This window comes from Pseudomonas kuykendallii (genome assembly GCF_900106975.1).
GTDB lineage: Bacteria > Pseudomonadota > Gammaproteobacteria > Pseudomonadales > Pseudomonadaceae > Pseudomonas_O > Pseudomonas_O kuykendallii.
Window position 1 is genome coordinate 493,201 of the sequence record NZ_FNNU01000003.1, and the last position, 16,755, is coordinate 509,955.

Sequence of the window (16,755 nt, forward strand, 5' to 3'; positions counted from 1 at the left end):
ATTAAAAATTTACCACTAATTTACCAAGCTTTCCACTCCCATCTCTAGGGAGAAGGAGTGACGAGACATGCCGCTCCTTTCTAGAGTTTGCTCGATCGGCCACTGAGCGGTCATCCCAAGCGGAGAGTGGGGGCACTATGTACCTACGGAGCGCTAAGGAGTCTGCACACTGCGCATGGGCTATCGGCCAGAGGCGGCGCGGTGGCTTCCTTGTGCTTGGCTTTGGCACGAAGAGATACAAAGGAGGGGAAGCCATAAGTCGTAAGCGGGTATCGCTGCGGCAGCAAGCAGTTCTCGGACACATCGACCTCTGAGGGCCACGCTGAGCGCTATGCGGAATATCGCTGCCTGCTAGGCATGGGAGTTCACCGCATCCGTGCCAGATAGCTGCACTCATCGCAGGTGTTCTCGCGCAGCAGCAAGTAGGGTGGACGACACCTCACCCGTCCACCGTGTCGGCACCTTGCGAACGAAACGAGCGTCATCTGCCGTACTCGGTAAACGAGTGGGGTGGAAAACAGCGAAGCGTTTTCCACCAGCAAGATCAAACGTCCGAAGCAACTGGAAGGCCGGACATTCGACAGCCCCACCGGCAAAACCCGGTGGACAAACAAAGCGTTGTCCACCCTACGAAAGCAACACCCTCAGCCCTCCACCGCCGCCCACTGCTTGCTCAGCCGCTTGTCCGAGACCGCCACCCGCGTGCCCAACTGCTGGGCGAACAGGGATACGCGGTATTCCTCCAGCATCCAGCGGTACAGCTGCAGGTTGGCGTCGCGCTTGCCTTCCTGGGCGTGCTTGGCCAGGCGGGTCTGGTACTGGTCCCAGTAGCCGGCAAGTTCGCCAGACCACACGCGGTCGCGTTGCAGTTGCGCGCCGATCTTCTCGAAGCGCTGTTCCACGGCCTTGAGGTAGCGCGGGTATTCGCGCAGCCATTCGGCCGGGGTTTCGCGGACGAAGCCGGGGTAGATGAGCCGGCCGAGCTGCGCCTTGATGTCGTTCAGCGCCACGGCCTGGGCCAGGTCGATCTTGCCCTTGAAGCGTTTCTGCAGGCCGTGCCAGAGCTTGAGGATGTCCAGCACGAGCTTGGCCAGGCGCTCGGCGTGTTCGGTCCAGGCGCCGCGCTTCTTCTCGGCCAGGGCGGCCAGGGCGGCGCCGTCGCGCGGGAGCGTGGCTTCGCCGTCGAGCACGCAGCTGTCTAGGCTGGCGAGCAGGATGTCCTCGACCAGCGCATCGACCCGGCCCATTTCGCGGTAGAGCAGGCCCAGTTCGGTCAGCCCCGGCAATTTGTTGCGCAGGAACTTGGCGGGCTCGGCGAGTTGCTGAAGCAGCAGCCGTTGCAGCGCGCGGCGGTGCTGGTATTCGGCCTCGGCCTGGGTCGGGAAGCGGCCTTCCTTGACGGTGCCACCCTCCTCCACCAGCGCCGGGTAGACGGTCATCGACAGTCCGGCGACCTTCTGCTGGGTTTTCTCGGCGACTTCGGCGAATGCCCTGGCTTCCACGGGGCCCTGTTGCTTCTGTGTCTGCGGGATCGCCAGGGCGGCCTGGCTGGCCTCGGCGAAACGCGCGGTGAGCTCGGCCAGGTCGCGGCCTTCGCCGAGGAACTTGCCGCGCGCATCGACCACTTCGATGTTCATCTTCAGGTGGCCGTCGAGCTGCGCCGCGGCTTCCGCCCAGGCGTCCTCGCTCACCCGCGCGCCGGTCATGCGTTGCAGCTCGCGGCCGAGGGATTCGGGCAGCGAGCCCTCGGCGAAGGCGACCTTGGCCAGCGCCGCCCTGACGAAGTCCGGCACCGGCACGAAGTTCTTGCGGATCGCCTTGGGCAGGTTGCGCACCAGCGCCACCGCCTTGGCTTCCAGCAGGCCGGGAACCAGCCAGTCGAGGCGTTCGCTGCGCAGTTGCGGCAGCAGCGGCGCCGGCACGCGCAGGGTCACGCCGTCGCGCGGGTGATTGGGCTCGAAGTGGTATTCCAGCGACAGCTCCAGCTCGCCGATGTGCAGGCTGTCCGGGTACTGCGCGGCGGTGACCTCGCTGGCCTCGCGGGCGAGCACGTCTTCCTCGCGCATGATCAGCAACCCGGCATTCTTCGCGCTCTCGCGCTTGTACCAGTTCTCGAAACTGGCGGCCTGGTAGATGTCCTGCGGGATACGCGCGTCGTAGTAGCCGAACAGGGTTTCCTCGTCGGCGAGGATGTCGCGGCGGCGCGCCTTGGCTTCGAGTTCGTCGAGGCGTTCGAGCAGTTCTCGGTTCGCCGACAGACAGCGCGCGCGGCTGTTGATCTCGCCGCGCACCAGACCCTCGCGGATGAACAACTCGCGCGCCACCGGCGGGTCGATGGGGCCGTAATGCACCGGCCTGCGGCCGACCACGATCATGCCGTAGAGGGTGACCTGCTCGTAGGCCACCACCTGGCCGCGCTTCTTCTCCCAGTGCGGCTCGAAGTGGTTGGTCTTGATCAGGTGCGCGGCCAGCGGCTCGATCCAGTCCGGCTCGATCTTCGCCACCATGCGGGCGAACAGCTTGGTGGTTTCCACCAGCTCGGCGGCCATGATCCAGTTCGGCTTCTTGCGCCCGATCACGCTGGAAGGGTGCACCCAGAAGCGCCGCTGGCGTGCGCCCAGGTAGTCGCCGTCCTCGGTCTTCTGGCCGACCTGGCTGAGCAGGCCGGAAAGGATCGCCTTGTGCACGGCGGCGTAGCTGCGCGCGCGCTGCGCGGCCTCGCTGGCTTCGGCCTGCTGGCGGGCGACGACGTTGACCCTGGTGTCGGTGGTCGGCGTCGGCGCGACGTTGCCGGAGGACAAGGCGGCGGCATGGGTATCGCTTCGCTCGATCCCTCCTGCGGGTGGGGCGGATTGCGGCACGTTTTTCGTGGGATGGCGTTGAGCGGAGCGATACCCATCGGGTGACAGCTGCAGCTCGCGGCAGATCAGCGTCAGTTGGCGATGGGCGTCGCGCCACTCGCGCAGGCGCAGGTAGTTGAGGAAGTTCTTCCGGCACCAGGTGCGCAGCGGGTTGGCGCCCAGCTCCTGGCGTTTTTCCTCGAAGCCGCGCCAGAGGTTGATCAGCGCGGCGAAATCGGAATCCACGTCCTTCCACTGCGCGTGCGCTTGGTCGGCGGCCTGCTGGCGGTCGGCCGGACGCTCGCGCACGTCCTGCACGGACAGCGCGCTGGCGACGATCAGCACTTCTTCCAGGCTGCCCTGCTGCGCGGCTTCCAGCAGCATGCGGCCCAGGCGCGGGTCCACCGGCAGGCGCGCCAACTGGCGGCCGAGCGGGGTCAGCTGGTTCTCACGGCTGACTGCGGAAAGCTCCTGCAACAGGTTGAAACCGTCGCTGATGGCCTTGCCGTCCGGCGGCTCGATGAAGGGGAAATCCTCGATCTGGCCGAGGCGCAGATGAAGCATCTGCAGGATCACCGCGGCGAGGTTGGTACGCAGGATCTCCGGATCGGTGAACGCCGGCCGGGCGAGGAAATCCTCCTCGCTGTACAGGCGCACGCAGATGCCCGGTTCGACCCGTCCGCAGCGGCCCTTGCGCTGGTTGGCGCTGGCCTGCGAGACCGCCTCGATGGGCAGGCGCTGGACCTTGGCACGGTAGCTGTAGCGGCTGATGCGCGCGGTGCCGGAGTCGATCACGTAGCGGATGCCGGGCACGGTGAGCGAGGTTTCCGCGACGTTGGTGGCGAGCACGATCTTGCGCCCGGCCGCCGGCTTGAAAATCTTCTGCTGCTCGGCGGGGGTCAGTCGCGCGTACAGCGGCAGCACCTCGGTGAGGCGCAGGTTGGCCTTGCGCAGCATCTCGGCGGCATCGCGGATTTCCCGCTCGCCGGGGAGAAACACCAGCACATCGCCGGGGCGCTTGCCGACGTTCTTCTCGTGCGCGGCGATCTCGTCCAGCGCGGCGAGGATGCCCTGGTCCACCGAGAGGTCATCCTCGACGCGGTTGCCGTCCTCGTCGTTCTCGGCGGCGAGCGGCCGGTACCAGGTTTCCACCGGATAGGTGCGCCCGGACACTTCGACGATGGGCGCGCCATTGAAGTGCTGGCTGAAGCGCTCGAGGTCGATGGTCGCCGAGGTGATGATCACCTTCAGGTCCGGGCGCCGCGGCAGCAGGATCTTCAGGTAGCCGAGGAGGAAGTCGATGTTCAGCGAACGCTCGTGGGCCTCGTCGACGATGATCGTGTCGTACTTCTCCAGGTAGCGGTCGTGCTGGGTTTCGGCGAGCAGGATGCCGTCGGTCATCAGCTTGATCAGCGTGCCGTCCGTGCTCTGGTCCTCGAAGCGCACCTGGTAGCCGACCCGCTCACCGAGCGGCGTGCCGATCTCCTCGGCGACCCGCGTGGCGACGCTACGCGCGGCCAGGCGGCGCGGCTGGGTATGGCCGATCAGGCCGTGCACGCCCCGGCCGATCTCCAGGCAGATCTTCGGCAACTGGGTGGTCTTGCCCGAGCCGGTTTCGCCGGCGATCACCAGCACCTGGTGCTTCTGTAGCGCCGCCTTGATCTCGTCGCGCTTGGCGGCGATCGGCAACTGGTCGTCGTAGCGCATGGTCGGCACGCTGGCGCGCCGGGCCTCGACCTTGGCCACCGACGCCTGGAAACGCTCGATCCACTGCGCCAGCCTGGCGTCGTCGCCCCCGGCGTTCTTGCGCAGCTCGTGCAACTGCCGGCGCAGGCGGTGACGGTCGGCGATCAGGGTCTGGTCGAGGTTTTTCAGCAGGGCATCGGCGGTGGCGTTCGAATCGGTCATCAGGCGCTTGGCTGGCATCTACGGCGGAGGGCGGATTGTCGCAGATTTCCGCACCCCGCAACGAACACGGGACCGGCATGCCGATCCCGGGCGCGCGATTCAGCGCGTCGCCTGCACCGTCGCGCCGCCGAGCCCGGCGGGCACCGTGCGCAGGGCGATGTCCACCGATTGCAGCGCGGCCCAGGCGTCCTGCTGCAGCTCGGCGGCGGTGGCATGCTCGAAACGGCTGCTCTGCGCGGCCTGCGGCGCCGGCGGCGGGTTGCCGTAGATCAGCGAGTAGAACACCGAGGCGGCGAGGTAGGAGCCGGTGTAGGTCGGATGGCTACCGTCGGCGATGAACAGCGTCGGCTGCGGCTGGCTGGCCAGGGCGACTTTCCAGGCATCGCCGACCGGCGCCAGCAGGCCGTGGTTTTCCTTCGCCACCTGGGTGTAGACGGCGTCCAGCGTGGACTGCATCGAGGGGTCGTTCTGCCGCGCCCAAGTCAGGTAGAAGATCGGCTGGGCGCCGGCCTGGCGCGCGGCCTGGGCGACCAGGCCGGCGTACTTGCGGGTGGATTCGGCGTCCTGCAGCGGCATCAGGCTGAAATCCTGGATCACCACGTAATCCCAGTGCTGGCTGGCGAGCACCTTCTGCACCTCGCCGCGGGCCCAGTGCTGCTTCAGGCTGGAACCGGCGACGGTGACGTCCTTGACCTCCAACGCGCGCGGCTGCCTGGCCTCGACCGACATCTGCCGGACCATCAGCGGCAGCTGGTTGTAGAAGGTGTAGCTGTTGCCGACGAAGAGCACCTGCAGCGGCTCCCCGGCCTGGGCCTGGCCGAAAACGGCGGTGACGAAAAGAAAGGACGTCAGGAAGAGCTGGCGCAGCTGAGTTCGCATGGAGATCACTCGGTGAACGTGAAGAGAACGGGCGTGGAGATTCTGACGCGCCCATGTGACAGCACGCTTATATGCGATATCTGTGCAAAAAACGCTCAATTCCGAGGGTTCGGCGACGAGAGGTAGAAGCCCTCCGGCAACGGTGGAACGCTCAGGGACAGGCAAGCGAAGCGGCGTGAACGGCGGCGCCTTCACGCCCGGAAGCTGCTGGCGCCCCGCGTTGCGCGGGGCGCCGGGACTCACACGCGGAACTGTTGCACCAGCGCCTGCAACCGACCGCTGAGCGCGTTCAGCTCGGCGGCGGTGCGCGCGCTCTGGGCCGCGTCCGAGGCGACGCTGTCCACCGCCGAAGCGATCTGGTGAACGCTGCGGTTGATCTCCTCGGCCACCGCCGTCTGCTCTTCGGCGGCGGAGGCGATCTGCGCGTTCATCAGGTTGATGGTGCCGACCAGCGTGGTGATGGCCTCCAGCGAAAGCCCGGTCTGGTTGGCCTGGCTGCTGGTGGCCTGGCCCTTCTCGCCGCTGCGCTGCATGGCGGTCAGCGACTGGGCGGTGGCGCTCTGCAGGCGGTTGATCATCGCCTGGATCTCGCCGGTGCTCTGCTGGGTGCGGCTGGCCAGCGCGCGCACCTCGTCGGCGACCACGGCGAACCCGCGCCCGGCCTCGCCGGCGCGGGCGGCTTCGATGGCCGCGTTGAGCGCCAGCAGGTTGGTCTGGTCGGCGATCGAGCGGATCACTTCGAGTACCCCGACGATGCCCTGCACGTCGCCGTGCAGACCGTCGATCACGGCGCCGCTGGCGTGCACGTCCTCCACCAGGCTGTGGATCTGCACGATGCTCTGCTCCACCACCTCGCGCGCCTTGCGTCCCTGCTCGTCGGTTTCCTGCGCCGCTTCCGAGGCGCGCTGCGCGCTGCTGGCGACTTCCTGGGCAGCCGCGGACATCTCGTTGATCGCCGTGGCGACCTGATCGGTCTCCTGGCGCTGGCGATCCATCGCCTGTTCCGAGCGATGCGCCTGGCTGGCCACGGCCTCCACCAGCATCGACAGCTCGGAGGACGTATTGCTGACCTGGCGCACCAGCGCCTGGATCTTCTCGACGAAGCGATTGAAGGCGCTGGCCAGCTCGCCCAGCTCGTCGGCGCCGGTCACCGGCAGCCGCTGGGTGAGATCGCCATCGCCGCGGGCCACCTCGTCGAGACTCGCCTTGATCCGCAGCAGCGGCCGCAGCAGCGTGCCGGAGAGGTACATCGCAACGGCGCCGATCACCAGCAGCAGGCCCACGGCGCTGCCGATCATCAGCCAGGTCAGCTGGTCGATGCGTTTGCCGAAGTGCGCGCGAATGGTCTGAACTTCCCGCTCGATACCGTCCAGGTTGACCGAGGTGCCGAACACCATGTGCCACTTCGGCAGGTACTCGGAATAGCCGATCTTCGGCACCAGGGTGGTGCCATCGCCGAGGACGAAGCTGTAGTCGACGTAATGGCTGCCGTCACGCCCGGCTCGCACCAGCTCGCGGATCGCGTAGACGCCCTGCGGATCGCGGTAGTCCTGGAAGCTCTGCCCGATCTTGTCGCCGGTGCTGCCCTGGAACAGCCGCACGGCGCTCTCGTCATACCCCCAGTAGTAGCCGTCCTTGCCATAGCCGAGGTTCTGCAGCAGCTCGACGGCGCGCGCCCGGGCTTCCAGGTCGCCTTCCGCGGAGGCCTCGTACAGCGGCGCGATCGCCTTGCGCGCGACCTGCACGTAATGCTCGATCTCAATACGCCGGGCCTCGATCAGGCTGGTGCGGGCCTCGGCCTCCTGCTGCGCGGCAACCCCCTGAAGCACCCAGACCGACAACCCCCCGAGCGTCAGGGAAAGCAGAAAGCAGGGCACCAGGACCAGCAGCAACACTTTGGGGCGCAATCTCAGGCTGAGCATGAAGCATTTCCTTATAGAGCGTGACGGACGCCGGGCGGCGTCGCCACCGAGGCGGTGATTCTGACAAAAAGCGCGCAGCAGCGGGGCGACGAGCGAAATATCTGCGCCAGACTGCCGCAGGTCCGGACGCCGCGCAGCAACGAAAAAGCCCCGCATGGGCGGGGCTTCTCCGAACGGTGGTACGCTTACTTCTTGCCGAGCTTCTTCAGCTCTTCGTCACGCAGCTCGCGGCGCAGGATCTTGCCGACGTTGGTGGTCGGCAGCGCGTCGCGGAATTCCACGGACTTCGGTCGCTTGTAGCCGGTGACGTTGTCGTGCATGTGCTGCATGACCTGGTCCTTGGTCAGGCTCTCGCCCGGCTTGACCACCACGAAGACCTTGATCGCCTCGCCGGATTTCTCGTCCGGGATGCCGATGGCGGCGCACTGCAGCACGCCCGGCAGGGTGGCGAGCACGTCTTCCAGCTCGTTCGGATACACGTTGAAGCCGGAGACGATGATCATGTCCTTCTTGCGGTCGACGATGCGCAGGTAACCGTCTTCCTGGATCACCGCGATGTCGCCGGTCTTCAGCCAGCCATTGGCGTCGAGCACCTCGGCGGTGGCTTCTTCGCGCTGCCAGTAGCCCTTCATCACCTGCGGGCCCTTGATGCACAGCTCGCCGATGGAGCCGATCGGCAGGTCGTTGCCTTCGTCGTCGATGACCTTGCACAGGGTCGAGGGCACCGGGATGCCGATGGTGCCGACCTGGATGTGCTGGAACGGGTTGACCGTGGCGACCGGACTGGTCTCGGTCATGCCGTAGCCTTCGCAGATGCCACAGCCGGTGACCTCTCTCCAGCGCTCGGCGGTGGCCAGCTGCAGCGCCATGCCGCCGGAGAAGGTCGCCTTCAGCGCGCTGAAATCGAGGCGGCGGAAGTCTTCGCTGTTGCACAGCGCGACGAACAGGGTGTTCAGGCCGACGAAGCCGGTGAACTTCCATTTGCCGAGTTCCTTCACCGTGCCGGGCAGGTCGCGCGGGTTGGTGACGAGGATGTTGTGCCCGCCGATCAGCATCATCGCCATGCAGTGAAAGGTGAAGGCGTAGATGTGGTACAGCGGCAGCGGCGCGATGAGGATCTCGCAGCCCTCGTTGAGGTTGGCGCCCATCAGCACCTTGCACTGCAGCATGTTGGCGATGATGTTGCGGTGGGTGAGCATCGCGCCCTTGGCCACGCCGGTGGTGCCGCCGGTGTATTGCAGCACGGCGACGTCGTTGCCCTGCGGAGCGGATTCGCGCAGCGCCTTGCCGCGCCCCTTGGCGAGGGCGTCGTTGAACTTCACCGCCTGCGGCAGGTTGAACGCCGGCACCATCTTCTTCACGTACTTGACGACGCTGTTGACCAGCAGGCGCTTGAGCGGCGGCAGCAGGTCGCCGACCTCGGTGACGATGACGTGGCGCACGCCGGTCTTGGGCAGCACGTCTTCGGCCAGGTGGGCCATGTTGGCCAGGCACACCAGCGCCTTGGCGCCGGAGTCGTTGAACTGGTGTTCCATCTCCCGCGCGGTGTACAGCGGGTTGGTGTTGACCACCACCAGGCCGGCACGCATCGCGCCGAACACGGCGACCGGGTACTGCAGCACGTTGGGCATCTGCACGGCGATGCGGTCACCGGGTTGCAGGTCGGTATGGTTCTGCAGGTAGGCGGCGAAGATGCCGGAGAGTTCGTACAGCTCGCCGTAGCTGATCGTCTTGCCGAGGTTGCTGAAGGCGGGCTTGTCGGCGAAGCGTTGGCAGGACTCTTTCAATACCGCCTGGATGTTCGGGTATTGGTCGGCATTGATGTCAGCAGGGATGCCCGCCGGGTACTTGTCCTTCCAGAAGTTTTCGATCATGGAAGCCCACTCCTAAGCAACAGCTGGTCTCATCGCCTTTGAGGCGATTGGTTATTGTGTCTGCGCATCTTGCCCCGCACGGGGAGGGCAAAAAATCGCGCCGAGCGTAGCAGCTTTGCCAGGAGCCCACCAGCACCAACATCTGCCTAGTCAGTAACGAAAATGACCGGATACAAGTATCCGGTCATATTTTTCAGCCTTGCCTGAAATGCCCTTTCCAGACGCCTCAGGCGATGTCGCGCAGCTCGCGGCGGAGGATCTTGCCCACCGGCGTCATCGGCAACGCGTCCCTGAGGACGATGTGCTTGGGCACCTTGTAGCCGGTGAAGTTGGCTTTGCAGTAGTCCTTGAGTTCCTCGACGCTGACCCCGCCCTCGCGCGGCACGACGAACAGCTTCACCGCCTCGCCGGAACGCTCGTCCTCGACGCCGATGGCGGCGCAGCTGGCGACGCCCGGATGGGCCATCACCACTTCCTCGATCTCGTTGGGGTAGACGTTGAAGCCGGAGACGATGATCAGGTCCTTCTTGCGGTCGACAATGCGCGTGTAGCCATCCGGGTCGATCACGGCGATGTCGCCGGTCTTCAGCCAGCCCTCGGCGTCCAGCACCTCGGCGGTCGCCTCCTCGCGCTGCCAGTAGCCCTTCATCACCTGCGGCCCCTTGATGCACAGCTCGCCGCGTTCGCCCAGCGGCAGCTCGTTGCCGTCGTCGTCGATCACCTTGAACGCGGTGCCGACCACCGGGATACCCACGGTGCCCAGCCGCGCCTTGTCGCCGTAGGGGTTGGTGCTGGCCACCGGAGAGGTTTCAGTGAGTCCGTAGCCTTCCACCACCATGCAGCCGGTCAGCTGTTTCCAGCGGTCGGCGGTGGCCTTGACCAGCGCGGTGCCGCCGGAATTGGTCAGCTTGAGGTTGGAGAAGTCCAGGGTCTTGAAGTCGGGATGGTCCATCAGCGCGACGAACAGGGTGTTCAGCCCGAGCAGCGCGGAGAAGCGCCACTTCTTCAGCTCCTTGATGAAGCCGCCGATGTCGCGCGGGTTGGTGATCAGCACGTTGTGGTTGCCGTTGAGCATCATGCACATGCAGTTCGCGGTGAACGCATAGATGTGGTACAGCGGCAGCGGCGCGATCATCACCTCCTCGCCCACCTTCATCAGCGGCTTGCCGTCCGGGCCGAGCTGCTGCATGCAGGCGTCCACCTGGAGCATGTTGGCCACCAGGTTGCCGTGGGTAAGCATGGCGCCCTTGGCCACGCCGGTGGTGCCGCCGGTGTACTGCAGCACGGCGATGTCGTCGAGACCGACGTTCACCGGTTTCTGCCCGTGACCCTGGCCCTTGCGCAGCGCCTCCTTGAACGGCACCGCCTGCGGCAGATGGTAGTCCGGGACCATCTTCTTGACCTTCTTCACCACCGTGTTGACCAGCAGCCCCTTGAGGCTCGGCAGCATGTCGCCCATGCGCGCCTCGATCAGGTAGTCGATCTGCGTATCGGGCAGCACCTCCTCGACCAGCTTGCCGAACATGTTCAGGTAGACCAGCGCGCGCACGCCGGCGTCCTTGAACTGGTGGCGCATCTCGCGGGCGGTGTACAGCGGGTTGGTGTTGACCACCACCAGCCCGGCACGCAGGGCGCCGAACACGGCGATCGGGTACTGCAGCACGTTGGGCATCTGCACGGCGATGCGGTCGCCGGGCTGCAGGTCGGTGTGCTTCTGCAGGTAGCAGGCGAAGGCGGCGGCCTGGCGATTGAGCTCGGCGTAGCTGAGGGTGACGCCGAGGTTGCTGAACGCCGGACGGTCGGCGAACCGCTTGCACGAGCGCTCGAACACTTCGATGACGGACGAGTAAGCCGTCTGATCGATCGAAGCAGGCACTCCGGCCGGACGTTTGTCGCTCCAGAAATCAGGCTGCATTGTTATTGTCTCCTTGGTCCTGAACGTGGCGCGCCCGCTCGTGCGGGCCTTTCCGGACGTTAGCAGGTGGGCCGGACGGCGCAAATCGCCATAGACCGCGTGAATCTTGCCGGCTTTGCCGCAGGCTGCTACCGCGCGGGCTGGCTATGCTCAAGCGGTCACCGGTGGCTTGCGCTGCCGGTCGTCCCGTGCAAAATGCCGCCACCACAGGGTTCGAGAACCACCATGCGCCACGATGCCTTCTGGCTCACCACCAGCGATGCCGCGCCCGTCCACGTCCAGCGCTGGTTCGCCGAACAACCGCCGAAAGCCGTGCTGATGCTGGCCCACGGCATGGCCGAACACGCCGGCCGCTATGCCCGTTTCGGCGCGGCGCTGGTCGCCGCCGGCGTCGAGCTGTATGCCCACGACCAGCGTGGCCACGGCCAGACGGCGCAGCGCGGCATCCTCGGCGACTACGCGGTGAAGGATGGCTGGCAACGGGTGATCGACGACCTCGCCGCGCTCAACCACCACATCCGCCAGCAGCACCCGCGCACGCCGATCTTCCTGCTCGGCCACAGCATGGGCAGCTACATCGCCCAGGCCTACCTGATGCAGCACAGCTGCGCGGTGAGCGGCGCGATCCTTTCCGGCTCCAACTACCAGCCGGTCTCGCTGTATCGCGCGGCGCGCCAGGTGGCGCGTTTCGAGCAATGGCGCCAGGGCCCGACCGGGCGCAGCGCGCTGATCGACTTCCTGTCCTTCGGCTCCTTCAACAAGGCCTTCAAGCCGAACCGCACCGCCTTCGACTGGCTAAGCCGCGACCCGGCGGAAGTGGACGCCTACGTCGCCGACCCGCTGTGCGGCTTCCGCTGCACCAACCGCCTGTGGATGGACCTGCTCGGCGGGCTGCAGGACATCACCCCGCTGGAGAAGCTGGCGCAGATCGACGCACGCCTGCCGCTGCTGGTGATCGGTGGCGAGTGCGATCCGGTCAGCGACGGCGAGCGCCTGGAAGACCTCGCCGAAGCGATGCAGCGCGCCGGCCTGCGCAAGGTGCAACTGAAACTCTACCCGGACGCCCGTCACGAGCTGCTCAACGAGACCAATCGCGACGAGGTGACCGCCTTCCTCATCGACTGGCTGCAACAGGCCCTCGACTCATCCGCCAAGGACACTCCATGACCCAGCTCCGCAACTTCCCCTACGACAGCCTCGAAGTCGGCCAGACCGCACGCTACGAAAGGACCGTCGAAGAACGCGACATCCAGCTGTTCGCCGCGGTTTCCGGCGACCGCAACCCGGTGCACCTCGATGCCGCCTACGCGGCCGGCACGCAGTTCAAGGAGCGCATCGCCCACGGCATGTTCAGCGGCGCGCTGATCAGCGCGGCCATCGCCTGCGAGCTGCCGGGACCGGGCACCATCTACCTCGGCCAGAGCCTGAAATTCACCCGCCCGGTGAAGCTCGGCGACGCCCTGACCGTGGAGCTGGAAATTCTCGAAAAGCTGCCGAAGAACCGCGTGCGCATCGCCACCCGGGTGATCAACCAGGATGGCAAGAAGGTGGTGGACGGCGAGGCGGAGGTGATGGCGCCGACCGAGGCGCTGAACATCCCCCTGACCGAGCTGCCGCCGATCACCATCGGCTGACAGTCCGGTACGCCGGCGATGCGCGGGGCGCATCCTACGGAAGGCAATCACGAGTTAGGGTACGCCAGGCGCACCGCGTCGGCCATATCTGGTGCAGGCGTCACGGCCACGCACCAGCGCGGCTCACGAAACAGCCATATCGCACAAGAAATCGCGTCAATCCCGTGAAAATCCCTCAATTATCTGTGCATAACGCACAAGTATCACCGTCGCCCTGACCAACCTGCGCTTTTCCGTGTTTTCTCCATCGACCTGGCACAACCTTCGCAATCGCCGAGGCCACACCAAACGATTGCGCGAGGAGACGGCATGGCCCAGGCAGCGGACAACGGCAACGACTACCCCCTCAGCGAGGTCCCGGCCGGGGCACGCAAAGGCTTGTTTTCCACCTCGATCATGCTGTTCGGCTTCACCTTCTTCACCGCCACCATGTTCGCCGGCGGCAAGATCGGCATGGCCTTCGACTTCAAGACGCTGATCTGGGCAGCGCTCATCGGCAACCTGCTGCTTGGCGCCTACGCCGCCGTGCTCGGCCTGATCGCCTGCCGCAGCGGGCTCAACTCGGTGCTGATGGGGCGCTTCTGCTTCGGCGAAGTGGGCAGCAAGCTGTCCGACATGCTGCTCGGCTTCACCCAGGTCGGCTGGTACGCCTGGGGCACCGCGACCATGGCCCTGGCGCTGGTGAAGATCCTCGGCCTGCCGGAAGGCTGGACCATTCCGCTGATGGTGCTGTTCGGCTTCGGCTTCTGCATCACCGCCTTCGTCGGCTACAGGGGCCTGGACCTGCTGTCGCGCGTCGCGGTGCCGGCCATGTGCGTATTCCTGGTCTGGTCGCTGTGGCTGGCCACCGGCAAGGTTGGCGGCCTCGATGCACTGCTGGCAATCCAGCCGCAGGAAAGCATGAGCATGAACCTGGCGATCACCATGATCTTCGGCACCTTCGTCAGCGGCGCCACCCAGGCCACCAACTGGACGCGTTTCGCCCGCAACGGCCGGGTGGCGATGCTTTCCAGCATGGTCGGGTTCTTCTTCGGCAATGGCCTGATGATCGTCACCGGCGCCTACGGTGCCATCGTCTACCAGCAACCCGACGTGGTCGAGGTTCTGGTACTGCAGGGCCTGTCGATGATTGCCGTGATGATGCTCTTCCTCAACCTGTGGACCACCCAGGACAACACCATCTACAACTTCGCCGCCGCCGGCTGCAACCTGCTGCGCAGCGAGCGACGCAAGCTGATCACCGTGGTCGGCGCCGGCATCGGTACCCTGCTGGCGATCGGCGGCATGTACGAGATGCTGATCCCGTTCCTGATCCTGCTCGGCTCTATCATCCCGCCGATCGGCGGCGTGATCATGGCCGACTACTTCTACGGGCATAAGCAGCGCTACCCGCGCCTGGCGGACGTGCGCCTGCCGAAGTTCAACGCCGTCGGCCTCGCCGCCTACTTCATCGGTGCCTTCTGCGCCTACGTCTCGCCCTGGGTAGCGCCCATCGTTGGCATCCTGGTCGGCGCGCTGGCGTATGTCGTGCTGTTCCAGTTGCGCCAGTTGGCCACCCGCAGCGCCGGCACCAGCCGCGCCTGACTACGCCATTCACTTCAGGGACGCCACCATGCAAACCGTAAGAACCGGCAACGGCCCCCGCAGCTTCAGTGCCTCGGGCCTTGAAGCGCGCCAGTTGCCCTTCTCCGAAATCCCCGTGATCGATTTCTCCGCCATGTACGGCGATGACCCGGAGGCCCGGCAACGGGTCGGCGAAGAGGTGCGCAAGGCGTGCACCGAGGTCGGCTTCTTCTACGCCCGCGGGCACGGCGTGCCGGACGAGGTGATCGATGCCACCTTCAGCGCCGCCCACCGCTTCTTCGACCTGCCGCTGGAGGTGAAGAAGGCGGTGGACATCGACCGCTCGCCGAACATGCGCGGCTACACGCCGATGCTCGGCGAGAACACCAACGAGGAAGGCCAGGGCGACATGCACGAGGGGTTCGACCTGGCCCTGGAAGTGCCCGCCGACGATCCCGACGTGCAGGCCGGCGTGTTCGGCTACGGCCCCAATCAGTGGCCCGAGCAACTGCCCGGTTTCAAGCCCGCGCTGCTCGCCTACCACGCCGCCATGCTGGATTTCGGTCGGCGCATCTTCGCCGCCTTCGCCCTGGCCCTGGAGCTCGAAGAGGACTTCTTCGAGGGCTACCTGAACAAGCCGATGGCGCACATGCGCGTGCTCTCCTACCCGAGCCAGAGCGGCGCCATCGACGACGCGCAGATCGGCATCGGCGCGCACTCCGACTACGAGTGCTTCACCATCCTGCGCACCGACGAAGTGCCGGCTCTGCAGGTGCTCAACAGCGCCGGCGAGTGGATCCAGGCGCTGCCGATTCCCGGCTGTTTCATCGTCAACGTCGGCGACCTGATGGCGCGCTGGACCAACGGCTACTTCGCCTCGACGCTGCATCGCGCGATCAATGCCTCGGGGCGCCAGCGCTACTCGATCCCCTTCTTCTTCGGCCCCGACTCGCAGAGCCTGATCGAGGTGCTGCCGAGTTGCCAGAACCCGGACTGGCCGCCGCAGTACCCGCCGATCACCGCCGGCGACTACATCCGCTCGCGCTTCGACCACACCTACTTCCACCGCCAGAAAGACGAAAGCCAAACTCCTGAAGGGAATACCCCATGAAAACTCGCCGTCACGCGTCCCTGCACCTCGCCTGTATCGGCCTGCTGGCCTCCACCGCCCTGCTCGCCCTGGCACCCGCGCAGGCGGCGGAAGCCTTCAAGCTGGCCGGCAAGCCGAAGATCGCCTTCATCTATGCCGCCACCGTCAAGGACGGCGGCTGGAATGAATCCATCGACAACGGCCGCCAGCAGGTGGCCAGCGAACTCGGCTACCCGATCGCCGTGGCGGAGAGCATTCCCGAGGAATCCACCGCGCTGAAGAACGCCATCGACCTCTACGTGCAGCGCGGCTTCAACATCATCGTCACCACCTCCTTCGGCTACTCCGACGGCGTGCTGGAAGCGGCCAAGAAGTACCCGCAGGTGGCCTTCCTCGCCGCCTCCGGCACCACCAACGCGGCCAACCTGGAAAGCTTCTACCCGCGCACCTACCAGGCCTGGTACCTGGCGGGCATCGCCGCCGCCTCGGTCAGCCCGAACAAGACCCTGGGCATGCTCGGCGGCTTCCCGGTGGCGCCGGTGAACTGGGACATCAACGGTTTCGCCCTCGGCGCGCAGTCGGTCGACCCGACGATCAAGACCATCGCCCTCTACACCAACTCCTGGTGGGACCCGGCCAAGGAAAGCCAGGCGGCCAAGTCGATCCTCGAGCAGAACGCCGACGTGATCGCCAACAACCTGTCCTCGGCCGGCCCCTTCACGGCTGCGGAAAAGGCCGGCAAGGCCTCGGTGGGCTTCCAGCTGGACATGAGCAAGATGGCACCCAAGGGTCACCTGACCTCGGTGGTCTTCCACTGGGACAAGTACCTGGTGCCGACCATCCGCAAGATCGTCGACGGCAGCTGGGAGCCGAACCAATACGGCGCCTTCCCCGGCCTCGCCGAAGGCGTAGTGGACATCACCCCGCTGAGCGACAAGGTGCCCGCCGAGGCCCGCGCGAAGATCGAGGCGGTGCGCGCGCAGATCATCGCCGGCAGCTTCTCGCCGTTCAGCGGCCCGCTGTTCAAGCAGAACGGCGAGGAGGCCGTGGCCGCCGGTGCGGCGCTGGACGACGCGGCGATCTGGAACATGGACTACCTGGTCAAGGGCACCGTCGGGAGCGTCAAGTGA

The 16,755-nt window shown here is 66.1% G+C and carries 10 protein-coding genes and 1 pseudogene; 5 read left to right on the forward strand and 6 right to left on the reverse strand.

Going from position 1 to position 16,755, the window contains the following annotated elements:
- Positions 1 to 644: 644 nt before the first annotated feature.
- From hrpA to fadD2, 6 genes and pseudogenes are all read right to left on the reverse strand, one after another.
- Positions 645 to 4,748 carry an ATP-dependent RNA helicase HrpA gene (gene hrpA, locus BLV15_RS12320; RefSeq protein WP_090229091.1) on the reverse strand — a complete coding sequence of 1,368 codons (4,104 nt, stop codon included), beginning with the start codon at positions 4,746 to 4,748 and terminating at the stop codon, positions 645 to 647.
- Positions 4,749 to 4,847: 99 nt separating this feature from the next.
- Complete coding sequence (locus BLV15_RS12325; protein WP_090228541.1) at positions 4,848 to 5,627, reverse strand: SGNH/GDSL hydrolase family protein; 780 nt, start codon at positions 5,625 to 5,627, stop codon at positions 4,848 to 4,850.
- A gap of 239 nt (positions 5,628 to 5,866) precedes the next feature.
- The gene (locus tag BLV15_RS22520; protein ID WP_407072474.1) at positions 5,867 to 6,670 is read right to left on the reverse strand and encodes a methyl-accepting chemotaxis protein; all 804 of its coding nucleotides are present in this window, start codon (positions 6,668 to 6,670) and stop codon (positions 5,867 to 5,869) included.
- 54 nt (positions 6,671 to 6,724) lie between these two features.
- Positions 6,725 to 7,705: pseudogene (locus BLV15_RS22525) on the reverse strand (cache domain-containing protein); the annotation flags it as partial.
- Between the two features lie 29 nt (positions 7,706 to 7,734).
- The gene (gene fadD1 / locus BLV15_RS12335; RefSeq protein WP_090228548.1) at positions 7,735 to 9,423 is read right to left on the reverse strand and encodes a long-chain-fatty-acid--CoA ligase FadD1; all 1,689 of its coding nucleotides are present in this window, start codon (positions 9,421 to 9,423) and stop codon (positions 7,735 to 7,737) included.
- A 226-nt stretch (positions 9,424 to 9,649) separates the two neighbouring features.
- Entirely contained in the window at positions 9,650 to 11,338 is a 1,689-nt protein-coding gene (gene fadD2, locus BLV15_RS12340; RefSeq protein ID WP_090228551.1) for a long-chain-fatty-acid--CoA ligase FadD2, read from the reverse strand.
- 225 nt (positions 11,339 to 11,563) lie between these two features.
- On the opposite strand from fadD2, the gene BLV15_RS12345 reads away from it, so the two are divergent.
- From BLV15_RS12345 to BLV15_RS12365, 5 genes are all read left to right on the forward strand, one after another.
- Positions 11,564 to 12,505, forward strand: coding sequence for an alpha/beta hydrolase (locus BLV15_RS12345; protein ID WP_090228553.1), 942 nt, complete (start codon positions 11,564 to 11,566; stop codon positions 12,503 to 12,505).
- Positions 12,502 to 12,972 (forward strand): MaoC family dehydratase, encoded by a 471-nt coding sequence (locus BLV15_RS12350; protein WP_090228556.1) that lies wholly within the window; start codon positions 12,502 to 12,504, stop codon positions 12,970 to 12,972. The genes BLV15_RS12345 and BLV15_RS12350 overlap by 4 nt, the downstream gene beginning before the upstream one ends.
- Positions 12,973 to 13,281: 309 nt before the next feature.
- The gene (gene codB, locus BLV15_RS12355) at positions 13,282 to 14,556 is read left to right on the forward strand and encodes a cytosine permease (RefSeq protein WP_090228558.1); all 1,275 of its coding nucleotides are present in this window, start codon (positions 13,282 to 13,284) and stop codon (positions 14,554 to 14,556) included.
- 28 nt (positions 14,557 to 14,584) lie between these two features.
- Entirely contained in the window at positions 14,585 to 15,646 is a 1,062-nt protein-coding gene (locus BLV15_RS12360; protein WP_090228561.1) for an isopenicillin N synthase family dioxygenase, read from the forward strand.
- Positions 15,643 to 16,755, forward strand: a complete 1,113-nt coding sequence (locus tag BLV15_RS12365; RefSeq protein ID WP_090228563.1) for a BMP family ABC transporter substrate-binding protein — start codon at positions 15,643 to 15,645, stop codon at positions 16,753 to 16,755. The genes BLV15_RS12360 and BLV15_RS12365 overlap by 4 nt, the downstream gene beginning before the upstream one ends.